Source organism: Burkholderia sp. Bp9031 (assembly GCF_003857965.1).
In the GTDB taxonomy this organism is placed as follows: domain Bacteria; phylum Pseudomonadota; class Gammaproteobacteria; order Burkholderiales; family Burkholderiaceae; genus Burkholderia; species Burkholderia ambifaria_A.
Genome location: NZ_QTPW01000004.1, coordinates 35,044 through 53,543 on the forward strand (window position 1 = coordinate 35,044; position 18,500 = coordinate 53,543).

Below are 18,500 nucleotides of genomic sequence, written 5' to 3' on the forward strand. Positions count from 1 at the left end.
GTTTGCTTTTGCGGCGTGTGAAAAGGACGCACGCATCGTGCGACGCGCACGCGCTACCGCTATTGCCCCGCGCTAGGAACGCCACGCCGGCTTGCGCTTCTCCAGGAACGCGTCGATCCCCTCGCCGGCATCTTCTTCCATCATGTTGCGCGCCATCACGTCGCCCGCATACGCATACGCTTCGTCGAGCGGCAGTTCGCGCTGCCGGTAGAACATCTGCTTGCCGTAGCGCACCGCCGCCGGGCTCTTCGCAACGATCTCCGCGACCTTGCGCGTGACGGCCGCGTCGAGTGCATCCTCGGGCACCGCTTCGTTGACGAGCCCCCACGCAGCCGCCGTCGCCGCATCGACGAAACGCCCGGTGACGAGCATGTCGAACGCGCGCTTCGCCGACACGTTGCGGCTCAACGCGACAGCAGGCGTCGAACAGAACAGCCCGACGTTGATGCCCGACACCGCGAAGCGCGCGGTGTCGGCCGCGATGGCGAGGTCGCACGCGGCGACGAGCTGGCAGCCGGCCGCCGTCGCGACCCCTTGCACGCGCGCGATCACCGGCACCGGCAATGCGCGCATCGCGAGCATCACGCGGGTGCATTGCGCGAACAGCGTGCGGTAGTAGTCGAGAGCGGGCTTGCCGCGCATCTCGCGCAGGTCGTGGCCTGCGCAGAACGCCTTGCCTTCCGCGGCCAGCACGACGCAGCGCACGCGCGGATCGGCGGCCAGCGAATCGAACGCATCCTGCAGACTCGCCAGCATCGCCTCCGACAATGCGTTGAACTGTTGCGGCCGGTTCAGCCGCAGCGTGACGACGCCGTCGCGCACGTCGCGCAACAGGATGGGTTCTGCTGAAGCGGGATTCGAGTCCATGACGTCCCCAATTCGAAAGCGATCGTGATGCGGATCGTGATGCGATACCGCATCAATATAGTCCAACGGGGAAGTCTGTGGATGCCGGCACCATGCCGGCCGCGCCGTCAGCCCGCGAGCTTCTTCAGCGCGTCGAGCACCGCGTCGCCCTTGAACGGCTTCACGATCCAGCCCTTCACGCCGGCGGCCTTGCCGCGCTCCTTCATCGCCGGGCTGCTTTCGGTCGTCAGCATCACGACGTTGACCGACGTGTTCGCCAGTTCCCCGCGGATCTTCTCGACCATCGTCAGGCCGTCCATGTTCGGCATGTTCACGTCGCTGATCACGAGGCGCACGCCGGGCGTCGCCTTGAGCTTCGCGAGCCCGTCCTTGCCGTCCACCGCCGTCGCGACGTCGAGCCCGTGATTGCGCAGGAAACCCGCGACTTCATCGCGCACCGTGCCCGAATCGTCGACCACCAGAATCTTTGCCATGCCATCTTCCCCTTTCGTTGTTGCTGACTTCAACATTCAAAACAGTTCGAGTTCGCCCGATTCGACCATCGGCCCCACGTCCTGCACCGATTCGCGGAAATCCTCCGGCGACCAGCTCAGGCTGAACACGAAACGCTGGTCGATCCGCACCGACCGCCCCGATGCCGGGTCGGTCATCCGGTACTTGAAACAGAGCTGCGGACAGTCGCCGCCGAACGAAATGAACTTCTGCTTGTGATTGACGACGAGCGGCACCTGCACCGGATGGCGTGCAAGCGCCTCGGCGTCGCCGAGATAGCGGTTCTTGAACGCGCCCCACACGAGATTGGTCAACTCGCCGAGCACGCTGTTCACGTCGCGGAAATCGGCTGCGCGCGCGTCGTCTCGCGTGCCGCCGATCATGTCGAGCAGCGGCTGCTCGCTCGTCTGCAGCAGCATGTAGCCGCGGCACCAGGCGCTTTCCAGCGCGATCAGGCTGAACACCTCGCCGAAGATGATCTGGTCGCGGACGATGCACGGCGTGTCCCGCTCGATCGCGAGGCCCGGGAACAGGCTGTCGAGCCGCGCCTCGGTGATCTCCGCGATGCCGCGCACCAGCGCGTTCGGGTAGTCGCGGCCGAACAGGTATTCATCGATCGCGTGCTTGAGCGGCGTCAGATCGTCGGCGACGTAGGCCGCGCATGCGACGCGCGCGAGCGCATCGGGCAGCCCGTCGCGCGACGCGTCGGACGCGCGGCGCAGGATGATCGGCAGCTCCGGCCGCAGCGCATCGATCTGCGTCGCGATGATCGCGCTCTCGTCCGGCGAGCCGCCGTAGTCCTCGGCGAGCAGGATCGCGCCGAGATCGATGTTCGAGCGCAGCACCTTCAGCAGCCGGTTGCGCCGCACGGTCAGCCCGACCAGGTTGTGCTCGTCGCAGAAGCGCTTGATCGTCGCGGCGTGCGCACGGCTGTCGTCGAGCACGAGCACCTTGCTGACGGGTTGGTCTACGGTCATCTCGGGAAGTCCTCGGAATCGGTCAAAACAGTTCGAGCTCGCCGCCCGTGTCCACGCTCGCCACTTCCGGCACGTGGAAATCGACCGGCGCATTCGCGCACACGCACAGCGTCGCGCCGATCCGCACGTCGCCGCCGAGCGTCACGTCGTATGCGGCCACGTGATCGAGGTTCAGCGCCGGCAGGTAGTCGATGCTCGCGCCGCTCAGCAGGTAAGGCGTCGACATCCCGAGATCGGGAAACGGCGCGGTCAGCGCCTGGTTGATCGCGCCGCAGCACAGGTTCGCGACTTCCATGAACGCTTCGGGCAGCGGCCGCTGCGTGCTCGCGCGAGGCGCCGCCGCGGCGACATGACGGCGCGTCGGCTCGTCGTCACGAAAGCGCAGCGCGAGCAGCAGCCGGAAATGCAGTGCCGAGATGGTCAGTACCGCGACGTGCTCGGGCACCTTCGGCGCCGCGTACGACTTCGTGCGCGACTGCATGCGTGACGGGTCGTGCGACGCGTCGTGCACATCGCCCGCGGCCGGCCGGATCTCGCACGCGCCGCCGGACGCGAGCCGCGTGCGCGCCGCATCGAAGAAGATCCGCTCGAAACCGGCCCGGGCCTGCGCACTGATCACGCCGCCGCTCCTTCGAGCCGCGCGTGCAGCTGCCCGGCCAGCGTTTCGACCGTCGCCAGCGCGGCCGTGATCATCTTGCCGCCGGCCTGGATGTCCTGGAACGTCGCGGCCGTCACGAGATCGTTGCGGTTCAGGCTGTCGCGATAGCTGTTCGACAGTTGCTGCGAGCGCGCGGCGAGCCCGCGCACCTCACTCGCGACGATCGAGAAGCCGCGGCCGGCCGTGCCCGCGCGCGCGGCTTCGATCGACGCATTCAGCGACACGATCGACACGTGCGCGACGATCGCCGATAGCTCCTGGTTCTTCGTGCGCATGTCCTGGTTCTGCGTGGTCAGCGAGATCATCTGCTCGTGCCAGCGCTCGAACGTGCCGGCCAGCCCGCGCAACCGCGCCGCTTCGCCGGCGAGCTTCGTCGCATGCTGCGACAGTGCGGCGCGCTCGGTCGCGAGCGCCTGCAGCGCGTCGCGCTGCTCGCCCGTGCCGGCCGCCTCGCGCGCCAGCGTTTCCTCGAGCTCCGCTTCGCGGCGCGCGCATGCCTGCGCCGCTTCGGCATGCGCGGCGACGACTTCGTCGGCCCGCGCATCGGCCGTGCCGAGCGCATCGCGCAACGCATCCGCTTCGCGCATCATCGCGGCGACGAGCCGCGCTCGCGCGACGCGACACACGATCGCGGCGATCGCCGCAACCACCAGGCCGCCCGCCAGCGCGGCGCCGATCGGAATCATCCACGCCTGCACGATCACACCACCGCGTCGACGTTCGCGATGCCGGCGCGTGCGTGCGGCTCGGCGTCGTGCGCGGTACCGTTCGCGGCGAAACGCACGGGCAACGACACGATCGTCTCGAACGCGCGATACGGCGAGCCGACGCGATCGTCGGTGAAGCGCAGCGCGATGTCGCCGCCGTCGCGCTTCAGGAAGTTGCGCACCGCGTCCATCCCGACGCCGCGCCCCGACACCTCGGTCACTGCACGCGCGGTCGAGAAGCCCGGACGGAAGATCAGCTCGGCCACCGCCTCGTCGGTCAGCGCGGCTTCGTTGCCGGCATCGATCCAGCCGCGCTCGCGCGCGATCCCGCGAATCCGGTCGAGCGCGAGGCCGCGGCCGTCGTCGCCGAGCACGAAGCGCAGCGCACCATCCTCGACGTCGACCGCGATGTCGATCTTGCCGGCCGGCGCCTTGCCGGCCGCGCGACGCTCGTCGGACGTCTCGATCCCGTGGTCGATCGCGTTGCGCAGCAGGTGCATGAACACGTTCTTCAGCGTCGCGCCGATCTCGCTGCGCACGCGATGACCGTTGCTGTCGATATGCACGACGGGCGCCGGCTTGCCGAGTTCGGCCGCGAGCGACGGCAGCGACTCGATCACGCCGCCCAGCGCATCGCCGATGCCCTGCGTGCCGAACTGGCTCAGCAGGCGGCGCACCGAGTCGCGTGCCGCGTGCCAGTCGCCCGCGTTCGCCGGATCGGCGCCATCGAGCATGCGCAGGCCCTCGCTGATATGCACGCGCTCGACCATCAGGTAGTCGGCGCCGCCGTGCTGCGCAGGCTCGCCGTGGCGGCCGAGCGTGACCGCATTGATCGTCGCATAGTGATCGACCGCCTCGCGCACGCGGGCCAGGTCGTCCATCAGCGCATCGCGGTTCCACTCGGGGCCGCCGTCCGCGCGGCGCAGCGCTTCGTACGCCTGCTCCGCTTCATGCACGATGTTGGTCAGATACTGCAGGCTGTACGTGCGCGCATTGCCCTTGATCGTGTGCATGTTGCGGAACAGCGCCGCGACGATCGAATGATCCGCGCGTTCGTGCTGGCGGATCATCCGCTCGTTCTCGCTGAGAAAGCCCTTCGCGCTGTGCACGAAATCGTGGAACTTGTCCTGGCTGATCGACAAGATCTCGCCGATCATCTCGAGGCGGCGCTGCTGCTCCCCGGCCTGCGCGGTCAGCTCACGGATCTCGGTCACGTCGCGCACGCACAGCATCAGGCGCACGACCGTGTCGGTCTCGTCGGTGATCGCCGACCAGCTCAGGTCGAGCCACTTCTCGCGGCCGTCCGGCATGCGCTTCGCGACTTCGTTGACGAGCAGGTGCTCGTTGAACGCGAAGTTCATGCTGTCCTCGCCGAGGCACGCATGCACGGCCGCATCGACCTGCGAGCGCGCGTCGGCGCCGATGCTCGAATCGTCGAACACGAGCGTCATCAGGTCGCGCCCGGCGATGTCGCTCGTCTCGAAGATGCGCTCGAGGTAAGCCGAGTACTCCGCATGCACGACGCCGCCCTCGACGACGGTCAGGATCCCCTGCTGCATGTTCTGCAGCATCGCCTGGATGTCGGCCGTCTTCTGCTTCAGTTGCGCGGCGTTCTCCTGGATCTTCTCGATCATCCCGTTGAACGCGACGATCGAATGGCCGATCTCGTCCATCCGGCCCACCGGCACGCGACGCGTGAAATCCTGGCTCGCCGCGATCTCGCTCATCGCCGTCTGCATCCCGATCAGCGGGCGCGTGATCTGCCGGTACAGCACAAAACCGAGCGCGGTCAGCAGCACGACGACCGTGCCCGCGACAGCCGCGATCGCGGTCGCCGTCGTTGCGAGCATGCCGTTCAGCGCGCCGATCGCGTCGTCCTTCTGGCGGTTCTTCTCGACGCGCAGCGTATCGACGATGCTCTCGAGTTCGTCGCGATACTGCGCGACGTTCGCGAACAGGTACGCCTGCGCCATCTCCGGCTTCCCGTCAGCCTTCATCTTCACGGTATCGTCGATCGCCGCGAAGTAGTTCGCGGCGCTGTCCTTCGCCTGCGCGACGAGGCCCTGCTGCGCCTGCCCGACCGCCGATCCGGCCTGCGCGTCGAGCGCCGCGCGCAGGGCGGCCTGTTTTGCCTTCAGCTCGTCGCGCGCCTGCGCGGCGGTGTTCGCGTCGGGCGCGTACACCAGCGTCATCGTCGCGATCTGGATGTTCTTCACGTCGGCGACGAGATCGGCGGACGCGAGCGCGCTCGGCACGATTCCCTGGGTAACCTGACGCACCTCGGTCGCGCTCTTGCGCGTCTGGTACACGGCGTACACGCCGATCGCGGACAGCGCGAAAAACGTCAGGACGACTAGCAGCGTAATGCGATGACGGATGGTCATGAGTACAGCTCCCCGCAGCGATCCGGCTTCGATCGCCGTTTGGCCGATTGAAAGAATATGAGCGCCGAATTATCGGGGATGGTGTATGACCGTCCGATGACCAGGAATCAATCAGTCATTGAGGAAATCGCAATGATCAATTGCGGCGAGAAAACCCTAAAGTTTTTCTCGAATCGGCCGTTAACCTCTGGCCTGCGAGGCCCTGTGGGGTTGCCCGGCAGCGTGCAACAAACGAATCCGGATATTCATTCTTTTATTCATGACCCGACAGTTTAATCCGGTCGAATATCGGTAAAACGTTTGCGCATTATCTTGCGAAGCGAATCGGTCATACAGCCCTTTACGCACGATAGCGAATTCAATAACGCGCGACGTCTCATCGGTCCGGTCATCGCCGCTCACGGATCGAGCCCGATACCGCCCTTGCGAGACCAGCCGCTCGCGATTGTCATCCGCGCCGATTGCCACATGACTTGCACCGCGGTCAGTTTTCGCGCGCCGCCGCGAGCCAATCCTCGACCTGTAGCTCCGAGACCCGCTCGAATTCGCGCGTGTTGTGCGTGACAAGCACCAGGCGCCGCGCTCGCGCCTGTCCTGCGATCAATGCATCATATGGCCCGATCGGTGTTCCCGCCGCGGCCAGTTGCGCACGAATTTCACCGGCATGCTGCGCATCTTCCGCATCGAACGACACGACCTCGAACTGAAGCCCCTCCACGCGTGCCAGATTCGCTGCCGCTCTCTGACTTTTGTACGCCCCGTAATAGAGTTCATGCGCGACGATCGCGGAAATTCCGAAATCTGCGGGTTGATGCCTACGCAATCGGGCCAGCATGGCCGGCTCGCCTTTCAGAATGGCGATCACCGCATTGGTATCCAGCAGAAACTTCATTCAAACACGTCCAGTCCCGGACGCTCCTGAGCGGCAGGCTCGGTTGCCGCGGCGGCCTCGAAATCGGCGTCAACCGGGCCGATCAACGGTGTCAGCCATGCCCAGTCTTGCGGCACCGGTTCGAGAATGACAGACGCGCCGTGCCGACGAATCCGAACCTCCGTTGTATCGAAGCGGAAATCCTTCGGCAAGCGGACGGCCTGCGATCCACCATGCTTGAAAATCTTGGCAGTCTCCATCTCGCAACCCCATGTATCTACAAAACGTATCTATTTTATCAACTATGGGTTGCGATGACGAGTCATCCAATCGGCATATTGACGACAAACCGTCGCCTCTCGGCAAATTTGCACGCACTACGATATAAGTAGCCGTCCCCAATACCGAGGGCCCCGGCCTCCGCATTCATTCCAATCAGGAAACAATCAATCGCCACCCGGCGATTCACCTCCCCGCCCGCGCGCTCTAGACTGTCGACTGATTCCCTACCGGACCCACGCAATGACCGACGTCCTGCCGCTGACCACCGACTCCGAATCCGGCCTCCAGTACCGGCTGCGCCCGGCCGCCGGCCACCCCGCTGGCCGGCTGTTGCTGCTGCACGGTGTCGGCGGCAACGAAACCAACCTGCTGAACCTGGCCGGCACGATCGATCCGCGCATCGACATCGCGTTCGTGCGCGGCCCATTGACGTTCGGCCCTGGCCAGCACGCGTGGTTTCCGGTGCGCTTCGGCCCGAACGGCCCGGAAATCGATGCGGCCCGCGCGGAGGCGAGCCGCGTGCAGTTGATCGCGCTGCTGCGCGCGTTGCGCGCCCGGGACGACGCGAACGAAAGCCCCGCGTTGCCGGTCGTGATCGCCGGTTTCAGCCAGGGCGGCATCATGAGCGCGAGCGTCGCGCTCACGTCGCCGGCCGACGTCGCCGCATTCGCGGTGCTGTGCGGGCGCATCCTGCCGGAGATCGATCCGCTGATCGCGTCGCGCGATGCCTTGAGCGCGGTCCACGCGCTGGTGATGCACGGCCGCTTCGACGACAAGCTGCCGGTCGCGTGGGCAACCACGGCCGACGCGAAGCTGACGGCGCTCGGCGTCGCGCACGACACGCGCCTCTATGACGCCGGCCACGAACTCACGGCGCAGATGGCCGGCGACTTCGGCCGCTGGGTCGGCGCACGCGCCGGATTGAACTGAGCGCGACGGGCGGTCGACCCGCCCGTGCCGATCGAACATATCGTCAGACGTTGCTCGCCGGATCGGCGCCGATCGGCGCGCCGGCCGCGGCAGCGGCCTCCCGCGCGGCACCGCGCTTCGCGAGCTTCCAGCCGACCACCAGCGCGAGCACGACGACGGGAATCATCGCGACGGTCCACGTGCCGCCCGGATAATCGAACGCCATCAGCACCAGCACGCTGACGAGGAACCCGAGCGTGAGCCACGACGTGAACGGCGCGCCGGGCATCCGGAACGACACGGGGCTCAGCTCGCCGCGATTGACCGCGCGGCGGAACAGGATCTGGCACATCACGATGAAGCCCCAGGTTGAGATGATCCCGAGCGACGCCATGTTCAGCACGATCTCGAACGCCTGGGACGGCACGATGTAGTTCAGCGGCACGCCGATCGCATTGATCGCGACCGTGACGAGGATCCCGCCGTACGGCACGCCGCGCGCATTCATCCGCGACACGAAGCGCGGCGCCGAGCCGCCCATCGCGAGCGAGCGCAGCACGCGCCCGGTCGAATAGAGGCCGGAATTCAGGCTCGACAGCGCGGCGGTCAGCACCACGATGTTCATCACCGTGCCGACGTACGGCACGCCGAGCTTGCTGAAGAACGTCACGAACGGGCTTTCGTGCGCGCTGTACGCGGTCCACGGCAGCAGCATGGTCAGCAGCACGACCGAGCCGACGTAGAACAGCGCGATACGCCACATCACGCTGTTGATCGCCTTCGGCAGCACCTTGCGCGCATCGGCGGTCTCGCCCGCCGCGACGCCGACGAGCTCGATGCTCGCATACGCGAACACGACGCCCTGCACGATCAGCACCGCCGGCAGGATGCCGTGCGGGAAGATCCCGCCGTGATCCGCGATCAGGTGCAGCCCCGTCATCTGCCCGGCGACCGGATGGCCGCTCGCGAGAAACACGGCGCCGACCGCGAGGAACAGCGCGAGCGTCCCCACCTTGACGATCGAGAACCAGAACTCCATCTCGCCGAACACCTTCACGCCGATCATGTTCATCACCGACACGATCCCCAGCGCGCCGAGCGCGAACACCCACTGCGGCACGTCGGTGAACACGGCCCAGTACTTCATGTAGATCGCGACCGCGGTGATGTCGACGATGCCGGTGGTCGCCCAGTTCAGGTAGTACATCCAGCCCGCGACGAACGACGCGCGCTCGCCCATGAACTCCCGCGCGTACGACACGAACGAGCCGCTGGTCGGCCGATGCATCACGAGCTCGCCGAGCGCGCGCATGATCAGGAACGCGAATACGCCGCACACGAGATACACGACCGCCAGCGCGGGCCCCGCGCTCTGCAGGCGGCCGCCCGCGCCGAGAAAGAGGCCGGTGCCGATCGCACCGCCCATGGCGATCATCTGCACGTGTCGCGGCTTCAACTGTTTCTCATAGCCGGATTCGTGCGACGCGAACATCGCATCCCGGTCGGCATGACGGGGATCCGCGCCGCCGGCCGTCTCGGCCGGGCGCTCGCTGGCGTGCTTCATGGTATGTCTCCGTTTCTTGATGTGTGGCGTCCGTCGACAGGACGCTGCGGGAACGGCAGCGCGAGGGTCGCCGGCGGCATGCGCCGGCGCCGCGCGGCCGGTATCAGTACGCGCGCGGGCGGATCAGCGCTTCAGGCTGCAGCGCTTCGTCCAGTTGCGCGTCGGTCATCAGCTGGTGATCCAGCACGACCTCGCGGATCGACTTGCCGCTCTCGTGGGCCTCGGCGGCCACGGCGGTCGCGCGCTTGTAGCCGATGTACGGGTTCAACGCAGTTGCAAGCGCGACCGAACGCTCCATCGTTTCGCGCAGCCGCTCGGGGTTCGCGGTGATTCCGCTCACGCAGCGGTCCGCGAGCGTCGTGCACGCGGCCGTCAGGTGGCTGAAGCTGCGGAACAGCGCGCTCGCGATCACCGGCTCGAACGCGTTGAGCTGGAGCTGTCCGGCCTCGGCGGCGAAGGTCACCGTCAGGTCGTTGCCGAACACTTCGAACGCGACCTGGTTCACGACTTCCGGAATCACCGGGTTCACCTTGCCCGGCATGATCGACGAGCCGGCCTGCACCGGCGGCAGGTTGATCTCGCCAAAACCCGCGCGCGGGCCGCTCGACAGCAGCCGCAAGTCGTTGCAGATCTTCGACAGCTTGACCGCGATCCGCTTCAGCACGCCGGAGATCTGCACGAACGCGCCGCAATCCTGCGTCGCTTCGATCAGATTCGGCGCGGTGCTCAGGTCGAGGCCGGTAATGCGTTGCAGCGCGGCCAGCGCCTTCTCCGCGTACTGCGGATGCGCGGTAATGCCGGTGCCGATCGCGGTCGCGCCGAGATTGATCTCGCGCATCAGCCGGCCGGCTTCCTGCAGGCGCGCGATGTCTTCCGTCACCATCACCGCGTAGGTCGAGAACTCCTGGCCGAGCGTCATCGGCACGGCGTCCTGCAGTTGCGTGCGGCCGAGCTTCAGGAGGCCCGAGAACGCATCGGCCTTCTCCGCGAACGCATCGCGCAGGCGCGCCATCGCCTCGAGCAGATGCTCGACCGCGAAGCAGGTCGCGATCCGGATCGCGGTCGGATAGACGTCGTTCGTGCTCTGCGCGAGATTGACGTGCTCGTTCGGATGCAGGAATTCGTACTGCCCGCGTGCATGCCCCATGATTTCGAGCGCGCGGTTGCAGATCACCTCGTTCGCGTTCATGTTGGTCGACGTGCCGGCCCCGCCCTGGATGATGTCGACCACGAAGTGGTCGTGCAGCCGGCCTTCGCGGATCTCGACACAGGCGGCGGCGATCGCATCGCGATACGCGGCCGGCAGCAGCCCGAGCTCGCAGTTCGCATCGGCCGCGGCTTCCTTCACGGCCGCGAGCGCCATGACGAGGTACGGCAGCGACGCGATCGTCCGCCCCGAAATGTCGAAGTTCTCCTTCGCGCGCAGCGTGTGGACGCCGTAGTACGCCGAATCCGGAACGCTTCGTTTCCCTAAAAGATCCGCTTCGACGCGGAAGCCGTTTTCCGTCATGGTGCCCCTCCTGAATTGTCTCGTGCCGCCGCAGGAAACCGGCTGCGTGCGCCGCTTCCCGGTACGACGGGTCGCATTCTATGCCTTTGCATAAAGAAGCTCGCTTCTGTATTATCGAAAGCGGTTTTGCGCGGGGCGCAACAGCGAGAGACGAATGAAAACAATGGCGAGAGACACCGGCATCGATCACCTCGGCGCGATGCGCGCGTTTGTGCGAGTCGTCGAAATGGGAAGCTTTTCCGCGGTCGCCAAGGAGATGCACGTGTCGACGTCGACGGTCGCGCGCAAGATCACGGCGATCGAGGATGCGCTCGGCGTCGCGCTGCTGCATCGCTCGACGCACAGCGTGACGCTGACCGAGGCCGGCCACATCTACCTGGAACGCGCGGTCACGCTGATCGCCGACCTCGACGACACGCTGCGCGTCGTCGCCGAGCTCAATAGCCAGCCGAGCGGCCCGCTGAAGCTCACCGCGCCGGTCGCGTTCGGCCGCCGCCATCTCGCGCCGCTGATCGCGCCGTTTCTCGCGCGCTACCCGACGATCCAGCTCGACGTGCGGCTCACCGACAACCACAACGACCTCGTCGCCGGCGGTTTCGATCTCGACATTCACGAGGGCGAGAACTACCTGGACAACCTGGTCGTCCACCGGCTGTCGCGCAACGACAGCATTCTGTGCGCGACGCCCGGTTATCTCGACCGCTGCGGGCGCCCCGCGACGCCGGACCACCTGCAGCATCACAACTGCCTGCGCTACGTGCATCCCGAAGGCGATCCGCGCTGGGAACTCGTGCGCGGCGACGCGCGGCACAGCGTACTGCCGGCCGGCAACCTCGTCACCGATCATTCGGAGCTGCTGCTGGATGCGACCTGCGCGGGGCTCGGCATCGCCGAGTTCGAGATCTGGCTGGTGCGCGACCTGCTCGCGAGCGGCCGGCTCGAAGCCGTGCTGCCGCGCTATCGGCTGCAGAACAAGCTGACGGGCGACTACATCTACATCGCGTATCTGGCGAACCGGCGCAGCTCGGCGAAGCTGCGCGTGCTGAAGGACTTTCTCGCGGAACATCTCGCGCACATCGGCGAGCTGTCGGAAGTCGAGTTGATGAAGATTCGCGACGCGCTCGCGTAGCGGCTGCGAGGGCAGCCGCCGCCGCGGTCACGCCGGTCGGCAATCAGGCGCCGATGCGCGCCGCCCTTGCCGCCACGGCGCACGGCATCGACGCGCTGCCGCCCTTCAGGCAGGCTGCAATTCGAACGGGAATGTCGCGTGCCCGATCTCGACACCCTGCGTGTTCAGCATCCGCGGCCGGTGGAACGCGGCGAGCCGCGCGCGCTGCGCGTCCGTGCCGATCTGCAGCCGTTCCAGCAGTTCGCTGACCATCATGTACAGCACGTCGATGTTACCGTCCTCGATCTTCACCGAGATGCCGAGCGCGCCGTCGGCACCGAGCGCCCGCGTGCGCGCCGACGCGCGTACGCCGATCCCGTAGCACGCATCCGCGCCGAGCTTGCCGACGACCTGCCCTTCGAACGCGTCCATCAGCACCGTGCAGTAGCGCCCCTCTCCGGCAACCAGCTCCGGATGGGCCGTCATCGCATGATGAATCCGCGCCAGCGCGCGCACGCGATCGGTCGTCGCGGCGCCGCCGGCTTCCAGCGTATCCGCGCCGTCGGCCAGCGATGCGTACAGACGCGCAAGGCGGTCGAGCGGGAACGCCGGTGTCGGCAGGTTGCAGCCGTCGATCGCCCAGTCGACCTCGTCGTCGCGCAGGCCGCACGCATCGGCGACCACATGCTTGACACGCACCTGCATCGGATGCTCCGGCAGATGGTAGTCGGCGATCGCGGCGCCGATCGACCGCGCGCCGGCCAGCATCCCGACGTGCTTGCCCGAACAGTTGCTGCAGACGCCGGTCGGCGTGTAGTCGCGCTTGATCCACGCCCGGTACACCGCGTCCGACAGCGGCGCATGGCCGCCGCATCGCAAATCCGACTCCTGCGCATCGACCTTCGCCAGCATCGCCCGCGTGCGCGCGATGTGCCGCTCCTCGCTGCTGTGCGACGCGCACATCAGCGCGATATCGGCATCGTCGAAGCCGAACTGCTCGGGCGCACCCGTCTCGATCACGGACAGCGCCTGAGCCGGCTTCGCCGCCGAGCGCGCGAGCGTCGTCCGGAACGGATCGCCGAGCCGGAACAGCAGCTTGCCGCGGGCGTTCACCACCGCCACATCGGCGACGTGCGTGTTCTCGATCGCATTGCCGCGGTACGTGACGACCGCTGCGCGTTGGGTGTCCATCTTGCTGTCTCCTTCGTCGGGGCCTGATTGCCGGGGCCCGTGCAACCGGTACGGCAGTGTATCGACTCGCCACCGGGTCGCGCCGGTCGGCCGATGGAAAGCGGTATTGCGCCCGATGCAAAGGCGTCGCGCCAATCACGAAAACCCGACGGATTTCGTACAAAGACCATTCGATCGTTTACATGTTCAGTCATGGTTCGTAGAAGCGCGATCGCTGACGGCACGTGTTCGCCGGTTGCGCGTACCCGAACGCGATCACGATCGACGCGGGCCCAGGCAGCCCGGGCGCACCCGCCTGCCGATGGGGACGCGATCGAAGCACACTTTCACGCTATGGCCGCCACCCCGCCCGGCGGTCGCCCGATCTCCAGCGAATCGACTACGCGTCGATCGCCAGCAGCGCGAACGTCGCGAGCCAGTGCTCGCCCATGTAGTCGCCGGCCACATGCGCGAGCGCGCTCGCGAGATGCCGGTCGGCCGCATCGAGCAGCTTCGCGCGCCGCGCATCGCCTTCCGGCAGCGCGCCGGCCAGCGAGCGCTGGCACCACGCGCGGCTCAGATTCAACCCGTCCAGATGCGCGATCTTGCCGTCGCTGCGATCGCTGACCGTCGCCGGCACGAACAGCGTCGCCGGCTCGCCGCGCGCGAGATCCGGCAGGAAGCGCGCGAACCAGCCGTCGAATTCGCCGGCCGGCAGCACGCGCCGCATCAGCTCCGCCTCCATCAGCGCGGGCGACAGGAACTCGTCGCCCGACGGCTCCCACGCCTGGCACGCGACATCGTTCAGGTGCCAGCGCTTTGCCGTATCGACGACCAGCGCCGCGAGCCCGTCGCGCTGCGTCGCGCGCGCGAAGTCGAGCGTGAGCGCAAGCGCGAACGCGGTGTTGAAGTGCGTGCCGACGCGCAGCGGATAGGTCGCCTTCGGCAGGAAGGTCTCGAAGCGCGCGACGAACAGGTCGTTGAGCGGCGCCATCGTCTTCGCCCAGCGGGCGGCCTGCGGCACCACGCCCTTCAGCGCGAGCCGTTCCAGCTGCGCGGACAGCGCAAGCAGCCACGCCCATCCGTAAGGCCGCTCGAAGCCGCTGTTGTGCGGCAGCGCGAGATACGCGCGTTCGCCGGCGACGTTCAAGTCGGTGAAGTGCGCGTCGACGACGGCGATGATCCGTTCGGCCTCCGGCAGCGCCGGATGGCGTTCGAGCACGCGCAGCACGAGCCAGTAGCCGTGCACGCACGAATGCCAGTCGTAGCTGCCGTAGAAGATCGGGTGCAGCGCGCGCGGCCCCTGCACGTCGTGCGGGCCTTCGAGCGAATGCGTGAGCTTGTTCGGATATTCGCGGGTCAGGTGCGCGAGCGCGAGCGACGCGAATTTCGATGCGAGTTCGGGAGTCAGTCGGTCGGTCATGGGCATCTCATCTCGTCAGAAGCGGAATACGAACGCATACATCAGCAGCGTGTTTACGGCCAGCAGCAGCACGGCGGTCGGCCACTGCGCCTTGATCACGCCGTTCTTGTCCTTCAGTTCGAGCAGCGCCGCGGGGACGATGTTGAAGTTCGCGGCCATCGGCGTCATCAGCGTACCGCAGAAGCCGCTCAGCATCCCGATCGCGCCGAGGATCGCCGGGTTGCCGTGAAATTGATGGACGATCAGCGGCAGGCCGATGCCGGCCGTCATTACGGGGAACGCGGCGAACCCGTTGCCCATGATCATCGTGAACAGCGCCATGCCGACCGTATAGGCGGCAACGACCGCGAACGGCGAGTCGATCGGCACCCAGTCCTTCACGAGCCCCGATACCACGCCGCCGACGCCCGCGACCGCGAACAGCCCGCCGAGCGCCGCGAGCATCTGCGGCAGGATCGCGGCCCAGCCGACCGCGTCCATCGTGTGGCGCGCCTCCTTCAGCGCGTGCACGGGCGAATCGCGCAACATCGCGAGCGCGACGGCGAACGCGACGAGCGTGCCGAGCACGAGCGAGATCAGCGTCACGCTCTTCGGATCGACGAACGGCACGCGCTTCAGCGCGAACGTGCCGATCAGCGTGACGACGGGAATCAGCAGCGCCGGCAGGAACAGCCGGTTGCCGAAGCGCAGCGCCTTCGCGTCGCGCCGCGCGGCCGCCGCAACGCCTGCTTCATCCGACTTGCCGCGTCCGAGCTTGCCCGAGCCCGCGATCAGCGCGATCGCGATCGCGAGGCAGCCCGTCACGAAATGCGGCAGCAGCGCGCCGAACAGGAACGTGAGCGCGTAGATCGCCCAGAACGCGAAATTGACGACGCGGCGCGGATTCGTGCGGTCGGTCAGGTTGAAGCACGCGAACGCGGCGAACATCAGCCCGGCGAGCGTATAGAGCGGTTCGAGGCCGATCATCGCGCGCCCTCCCGCCCGAAGGCGCCGAAGCCGCGCGACAGCCGGCGGTCGAGCAGCGCGAGCCGCGTGCAGTGGATCAGCAGCGCGGCGATCGCGGTCGGGATCGCCCAGACCGACAGGTGCAGCGGCTCGATCGCGATCCCGTTCTGTTCGAGAAAGCCCTTGATCAGCAGGATCGACTGGATCGCGATGAAGATGTCCTCGCCGAAGAACACGGCGACGTTGTCGGCGGCCGACGCGTGCGCGCGGATCTGCTGGCGCACCGACTCGGGCAGGTCGCCGTGCTGGCTGACGGCCGCGGCCTCGGCCATCGGCGCGATCAGCGGCCGCACCATCTGCGCGTGTCCGCCGAGCGACGTGAGGCCGAGCGCGGCGCTCACCTGGCGCAGCACGAAATACAGCATCAGCACGCGGCCGGTGGTCGCCGCGTGCACGCGCGAGATCATCCGCTTCGCCTGTTCCTTGAGGCCGTTGCGCTCGAGCAGCGCGATCACCGGCAGCGTCAGCCAGATCAGCCCCATGTAGCGGTTGTCGGTGAACGCCTTGCCGAATGCGCTCACGATGTCGACGAGATTCATCCCGCCCGCCAGCCCCGTCGCGAGGCCCGCGATCGTGACCACCAGCAGCGCATTGAAGCGCAGCGCGAAACCGATCACGACGATCGGCACCCCAATCAGCACCAGCATTGCCCCTCCTTGTGTCGGATGTGCGGCGTCGCGAAGACGCGCCGCCTGCCCGGTTTCGACCGGGTTCAGGCCGCAAAATCTAACACGAGACTTTATCGATAAAAAGTCGATAATTTGAAGCTTCGGGTAAACGTTGAAACCGGTACTACGTTGCGCCGGCCGTGTGTCCGTGGTGTTTCTGCGGTGTCGAACCGGAGCGGTCCGCGGCGTGCGCCCCGCTCCCGCCACGCATGGCGGAGCGCCGGTGCGCCGACTAAACTGGAAGGCATCGGCAACGTTCGGGAGAGCCGCCATGATTGACGTATTCCAGACCATCGGCAGCCGCGCGTTCTCCGCTCATCTGGCGAAGGACGGGATGGTGACGCTGATGGAGCAACGCCAGGAAGTCGACCGCGTGACGCTCGCGACCGCCTATGCCGCGCTCGTCGAGGAATCGGAGCAGGAAACCGATCTGCTCGACGCGACTGTCGAAGGGATGATGCGCGCGCTGATCCAGGGGTACGCGCGCAGCCATTGAACGACTGAACGCGTGCCTGCCGTCGTACGGCCGGCACGCAAGCGCCGCGCACGCGCCCCCGGGCGCTCGTCCCTTCCTGTCGAAACGAACGCACCGGCATGGCGCGCCGGCGGCTTTTCCGCACCGCCGCATGACCGCGTGCGCGGTTTTTCGCCGCGCGGACGGCAAGAATGCCGCCCGGCCATCGAAGAAAGGGGCGGAAACGACACAATGCGCAATTTTTTCGATTGCCGCCGCTCGCGCCGCATGACAGCATGCGGGCGTCGCCAATCGAAAAGAATTCCGTGCCGTCCCGGCCGCCGATGCCATTCGGCGGCGCCGCCCGGCACTGCCTTCCATGAACCCGGCCCACCTCCAACACTACGAACCGACCGGAGTATCCCGCTTGTGAACATCGGCATCGTCAACGACCTCCCGCTTGCCGTCGAGGCGATGCGCCGTGTGATCGCGCGCCGGCCCGAGCACCGCGTGCTGTGGGTCGCGACCGACGGCGCGCAGGCCGTCGAACTGTGCGCCGCGCAACCGCCCGACGTCGTGCTGATGGACCTGATCATGCCGAAGTTCGACGGGATCGAGGCAACGCGGCGGATCATGCGTTCGAGCCGCCCGTGCGCGATCCTGATCGTGACGAGCTGCATCGGCACGAACGCATGGCGCGTGTTCGAAGCGATGGGCGCCGGCGCGCTCGACGCGGTCGACACGCCGCGCCTCGGCGAAGGCGAAGCAGGCGACACCGCCCGGCTGCTGCTCGCGAAGATCGACCAGATCGGCCGGCTGCTCGAGGCGCCCGGCGGCATGCGCGCGGCCGGCACGACTGCACGCGCGGGCGGCGGCCCGCTGATCGCGATCGGCGCGTCTGCCGGCGGCCCCGGCGCGCTCGCGTCGATCCTCGGCAGCCTGCCGGCCGACTTCAGCGCGCCGATCGTGATCGTCCAGCACGTCGATCGCGCATTCGCCGAAGGCATGGCGCAATGGCTCGACGGCCAGACGCCGCTAACCGTGCGCGTCGCGCGCGAAGGCGACCGTCCGCAGCCGGGCGTCGCGCTGCTCGCGGCGACCGACGATCACCTGCGCATCACGCGCGCCGGCACGCTCGAATACACGCGCGAGCCGGCCGCCACGCCGTACCGGCCGTCGGTCGACGTGTTCTTCAACAGCCTGACCGAGCACTGGCCGGGCCGCGTGATCGGCGTGCTGCTGACCGGCATGGGACGCGACGGCGCGATCGGCCTGAAGGCCCTGCGGATGAAGGGCTACCACACGATCGCGCAGGACGAGGCGACCAGCGCCGTCTACGGGATGCCGAAAGCGGCCGCGACGCTCGGCGCGGCACGCGCGATCCTGCCGCTCGAGCGCATCGCGGGCGAACTGGCGGCGCTCGCACGGATCTGACCCAGCCCGATGAAACC

At 67.3% G+C, this 18,500-nt stretch carries 18 protein-coding genes; 4 read left to right on the plus strand and 14 right to left on the minus strand.

Annotation, left to right across the window (positions count from 1 at the left end; all coding sequences use genetic code 11):
- Nucleotides 1–72: 72 nt before the first annotated feature.
- The 8 genes from DIE15_RS06825 to DIE15_RS06865 all read right to left on the minus strand — a co-directional run bounded on the left by DIE15_RS06825 (nucleotide 73) and on the right by DIE15_RS06865 (nucleotide 7,216).
- Entirely contained in the window at nucleotides 73–867 is a 795-nt protein-coding gene (locus DIE15_RS06825; protein ID WP_124832743.1) for an enoyl-CoA hydratase, read from the minus strand.
- Between the two features lie 107 nt (nucleotides 868–974).
- On the minus strand, nucleotides 975–1,340 hold the full coding sequence (locus tag DIE15_RS06830; protein WP_006765703.1) for a response regulator: 366 nt from the start codon (nucleotides 1,338–1,340) through the stop codon (nucleotides 975–977).
- A 36-nt stretch (nucleotides 1,341–1,376) separates the two neighbouring features.
- Nucleotides 1,377–2,336 carry a chemotaxis protein CheX gene (locus DIE15_RS06835; protein ID WP_057923796.1) on the minus strand — a complete coding sequence of 320 codons (960 nt, stop codon included), beginning with the start codon at nucleotides 2,334–2,336 and terminating at the stop codon, nucleotides 1,377–1,379.
- A 22-nt stretch (nucleotides 2,337–2,358) separates the two neighbouring features.
- The gene (locus DIE15_RS06840) at nucleotides 2,359–2,955 is read right to left on the minus strand and encodes a hypothetical protein (RefSeq protein ID WP_124832744.1); all 597 of its coding nucleotides are present in this window, start codon (nucleotides 2,953–2,955) and stop codon (nucleotides 2,359–2,361) included.
- Nucleotides 2,952–3,680 (minus strand): methyl-accepting chemotaxis protein, encoded by a 729-nt coding sequence (locus tag DIE15_RS06845; protein ID WP_260428192.1) that lies wholly within the window; start codon nucleotides 3,678–3,680, stop codon nucleotides 2,952–2,954. The genes DIE15_RS06840 and DIE15_RS06845 overlap by 4 nt, the downstream gene beginning before the upstream one ends.
- A gap of 14 nt (nucleotides 3,681–3,694) precedes the next feature.
- Nucleotides 3,695–6,085: an MCP four helix bundle domain-containing protein gene (locus tag DIE15_RS06850; protein WP_057923798.1), complete on the minus strand. Its 2,391-nt coding sequence runs from the start codon at nucleotides 6,083–6,085 to the stop codon at nucleotides 3,695–3,697.
- Between the two features lie 484 nt (nucleotides 6,086–6,569).
- A complete protein-coding gene (locus tag DIE15_RS06860) occupies nucleotides 6,570–6,977 on the minus strand; it encodes a type II toxin-antitoxin system VapC family toxin (RefSeq protein WP_124832747.1) in 408 nt (135 codons plus the stop codon).
- The gene (locus DIE15_RS06865) at nucleotides 6,974–7,216 is read right to left on the minus strand and encodes an antitoxin (protein WP_011658485.1); all 243 of its coding nucleotides are present in this window, start codon (nucleotides 7,214–7,216) and stop codon (nucleotides 6,974–6,976) included. The genes DIE15_RS06860 and DIE15_RS06865 overlap by 4 nt, the downstream gene beginning before the upstream one ends.
- Nucleotides 7,217–7,478: 262 nt before the next feature.
- On the opposite strand from DIE15_RS06865, the gene DIE15_RS06870 reads away from it, so the two are divergent.
- Nucleotides 7,479–8,168, plus strand: coding sequence for an alpha/beta hydrolase (locus tag DIE15_RS06870; protein ID WP_124832748.1), 690 nt, complete (start codon nucleotides 7,479–7,481; stop codon nucleotides 8,166–8,168).
- Between the two features lie 43 nt (nucleotides 8,169–8,211).
- Here the strand turns inward: DIE15_RS06870 and DIE15_RS06875 are convergent, their stop codons facing one another.
- Nucleotides 8,212–9,711, minus strand: coding sequence for an amino acid permease (locus DIE15_RS06875; protein WP_124832749.1), 1,500 nt, complete (start codon nucleotides 9,709–9,711; stop codon nucleotides 8,212–8,214).
- A 103-nt stretch (nucleotides 9,712–9,814) separates the two neighbouring features.
- Nucleotides 9,815–11,221, minus strand: coding sequence for an aspartate ammonia-lyase (gene aspA / locus DIE15_RS06880; RefSeq protein ID WP_124832750.1), 1,407 nt, complete (start codon nucleotides 11,219–11,221; stop codon nucleotides 9,815–9,817).
- A 154-nt stretch (nucleotides 11,222–11,375) separates the two neighbouring features.
- Here aspA and DIE15_RS06885 point away from each other — a divergent pair, with 154 nt between their 5' ends.
- On the plus strand, nucleotides 11,376–12,350 hold the full coding sequence (locus DIE15_RS06885; RefSeq protein WP_057923804.1) for a LysR family transcriptional regulator: 975 nt from the start codon (nucleotides 11,376–11,378) through the stop codon (nucleotides 12,348–12,350).
- A gap of 105 nt (nucleotides 12,351–12,455) precedes the next feature.
- On the opposite strand, the gene DIE15_RS06890 is transcribed toward DIE15_RS06885, so the two are convergent.
- The 4 genes from DIE15_RS06890 to DIE15_RS06905 form a co-directional block, all read right to left on the minus strand.
- On the minus strand, nucleotides 12,456–13,520 hold the full coding sequence (locus DIE15_RS06890; protein ID WP_124832751.1) for an asparaginase: 1,065 nt from the start codon (nucleotides 13,518–13,520) through the stop codon (nucleotides 12,456–12,458).
- 379 nt (nucleotides 13,521–13,899) lie between these two features.
- The gene (locus DIE15_RS06895; RefSeq protein WP_124832752.1) at nucleotides 13,900–14,922 is read right to left on the minus strand and encodes a DUF2891 domain-containing protein; all 1,023 of its coding nucleotides are present in this window, start codon (nucleotides 14,920–14,922) and stop codon (nucleotides 13,900–13,902) included.
- A 15-nt stretch (nucleotides 14,923–14,937) separates the two neighbouring features.
- Entirely contained in the window at nucleotides 14,938–15,888 is a 951-nt protein-coding gene (locus DIE15_RS06900; RefSeq protein ID WP_124832753.1) for a DUF979 domain-containing protein, read from the minus strand.
- Complete coding sequence (locus DIE15_RS06905) at nucleotides 15,885–16,574, minus strand: DUF969 domain-containing protein (protein ID WP_057923808.1); 690 nt, start codon at nucleotides 16,572–16,574, stop codon at nucleotides 15,885–15,887. The genes DIE15_RS06900 and DIE15_RS06905 overlap by 4 nt, the downstream gene beginning before the upstream one ends.
- Before the next feature lie 292 nt (nucleotides 16,575–16,866).
- Here DIE15_RS06905 and DIE15_RS06910 point away from each other — a divergent pair, with 292 nt between their 5' ends.
- Nucleotides 16,867–17,091 (plus strand): hypothetical protein, encoded by a 225-nt coding sequence (locus DIE15_RS06910; protein ID WP_057923809.1) that lies wholly within the window; start codon nucleotides 16,867–16,869, stop codon nucleotides 17,089–17,091.
- A gap of 387 nt (nucleotides 17,092–17,478) precedes the next feature.
- Nucleotides 17,479–18,483, plus strand: a complete 1,005-nt coding sequence (locus tag DIE15_RS06915) for a chemotaxis response regulator protein-glutamate methylesterase (protein ID WP_124832754.1) — start codon at nucleotides 17,479–17,481, stop codon at nucleotides 18,481–18,483.
- The last annotated feature ends 17 nt before the right edge of the window (nucleotides 18,484–18,500 follow it).

Excerpts from the sequence above, each read along its gene's own strand:
- DIE15_RS06825 (WP_124832743.1), bottom strand. The coding sequence starts at position 867 with ATGGACTCGAATCCCGCTTCAGCAGAACCCATCCTGTTGCGCGACGTG.
- DIE15_RS06830 (WP_006765703.1), bottom strand. The coding sequence starts at position 1,340 with ATGGCAAAGATTCTGGTGGTCGACGATTCGGGCACGGTGCGCGATGAA.
- DIE15_RS06835 (WP_057923796.1), bottom strand. The coding sequence starts at position 2,336 with ATGACCGTAGACCAACCCGTCAGCAAGGTGCTCGTGCTCGACGACAGC.
- DIE15_RS06845 (WP_260428192.1), bottom strand. The coding sequence starts at position 3,680 with ATGATTCCGATCGGCGCCGCGCTGGCGGGCGGCCTGGTGGTTGCGGCG.
- DIE15_RS06850 (WP_057923798.1), bottom strand. The coding sequence starts at position 6,085 with ATGACCATCCGTCATCGCATTACGCTGCTAGTCGTCCTGACGTTTTTC.
- DIE15_RS06860 (WP_124832747.1), bottom strand. The coding sequence starts at position 6,977 with ATGAAGTTTCTGCTGGATACCAATGCGGTGATCGCCATTCTGAAAGGC.
- DIE15_RS06865 (WP_011658485.1), bottom strand. The coding sequence starts at position 7,216 with ATGGAGACTGCCAAGATTTTCAAGCATGGTGGATCGCAGGCCGTCCGC.
- DIE15_RS06870 (WP_124832748.1), top strand. The coding sequence starts at position 7,479 with ATGACCGACGTCCTGCCGCTGACCACCGACTCCGAATCCGGCCTCCAG.
- DIE15_RS06875 (WP_124832749.1), bottom strand. The coding sequence starts at position 9,711 with ATGAAGCACGCCAGCGAGCGCCCGGCCGAGACGGCCGGCGGCGCGGAT.
- aspA (WP_124832750.1), bottom strand. The coding sequence starts at position 11,221 with ATGACGGAAAACGGCTTCCGCGTCGAAGCGGATCTTTTAGGGAAACGA.
- DIE15_RS06885 (WP_057923804.1), top strand. The coding sequence starts at position 11,376 with ATGAAAACAATGGCGAGAGACACCGGCATCGATCACCTCGGCGCGATG.
- DIE15_RS06890 (WP_124832751.1), bottom strand. The coding sequence starts at position 13,520 with ATGGACACCCAACGCGCAGCGGTCGTCACGTACCGCGGCAATGCGATC.
- DIE15_RS06895 (WP_124832752.1), bottom strand. The coding sequence starts at position 14,922 with ATGACCGACCGACTGACTCCCGAACTCGCATCGAAATTCGCGTCGCTC.
- DIE15_RS06900 (WP_124832753.1), bottom strand. The coding sequence starts at position 15,888 with ATGATCGGCCTCGAACCGCTCTATACGCTCGCCGGGCTGATGTTCGCC.
- DIE15_RS06905 (WP_057923808.1), bottom strand. The coding sequence starts at position 16,574 with ATGCTGGTGCTGATTGGGGTGCCGATCGTCGTGATCGGTTTCGCGCTG.
- DIE15_RS06910 (WP_057923809.1), top strand. The coding sequence starts at position 16,867 with ATGATTGACGTATTCCAGACCATCGGCAGCCGCGCGTTCTCCGCTCAT.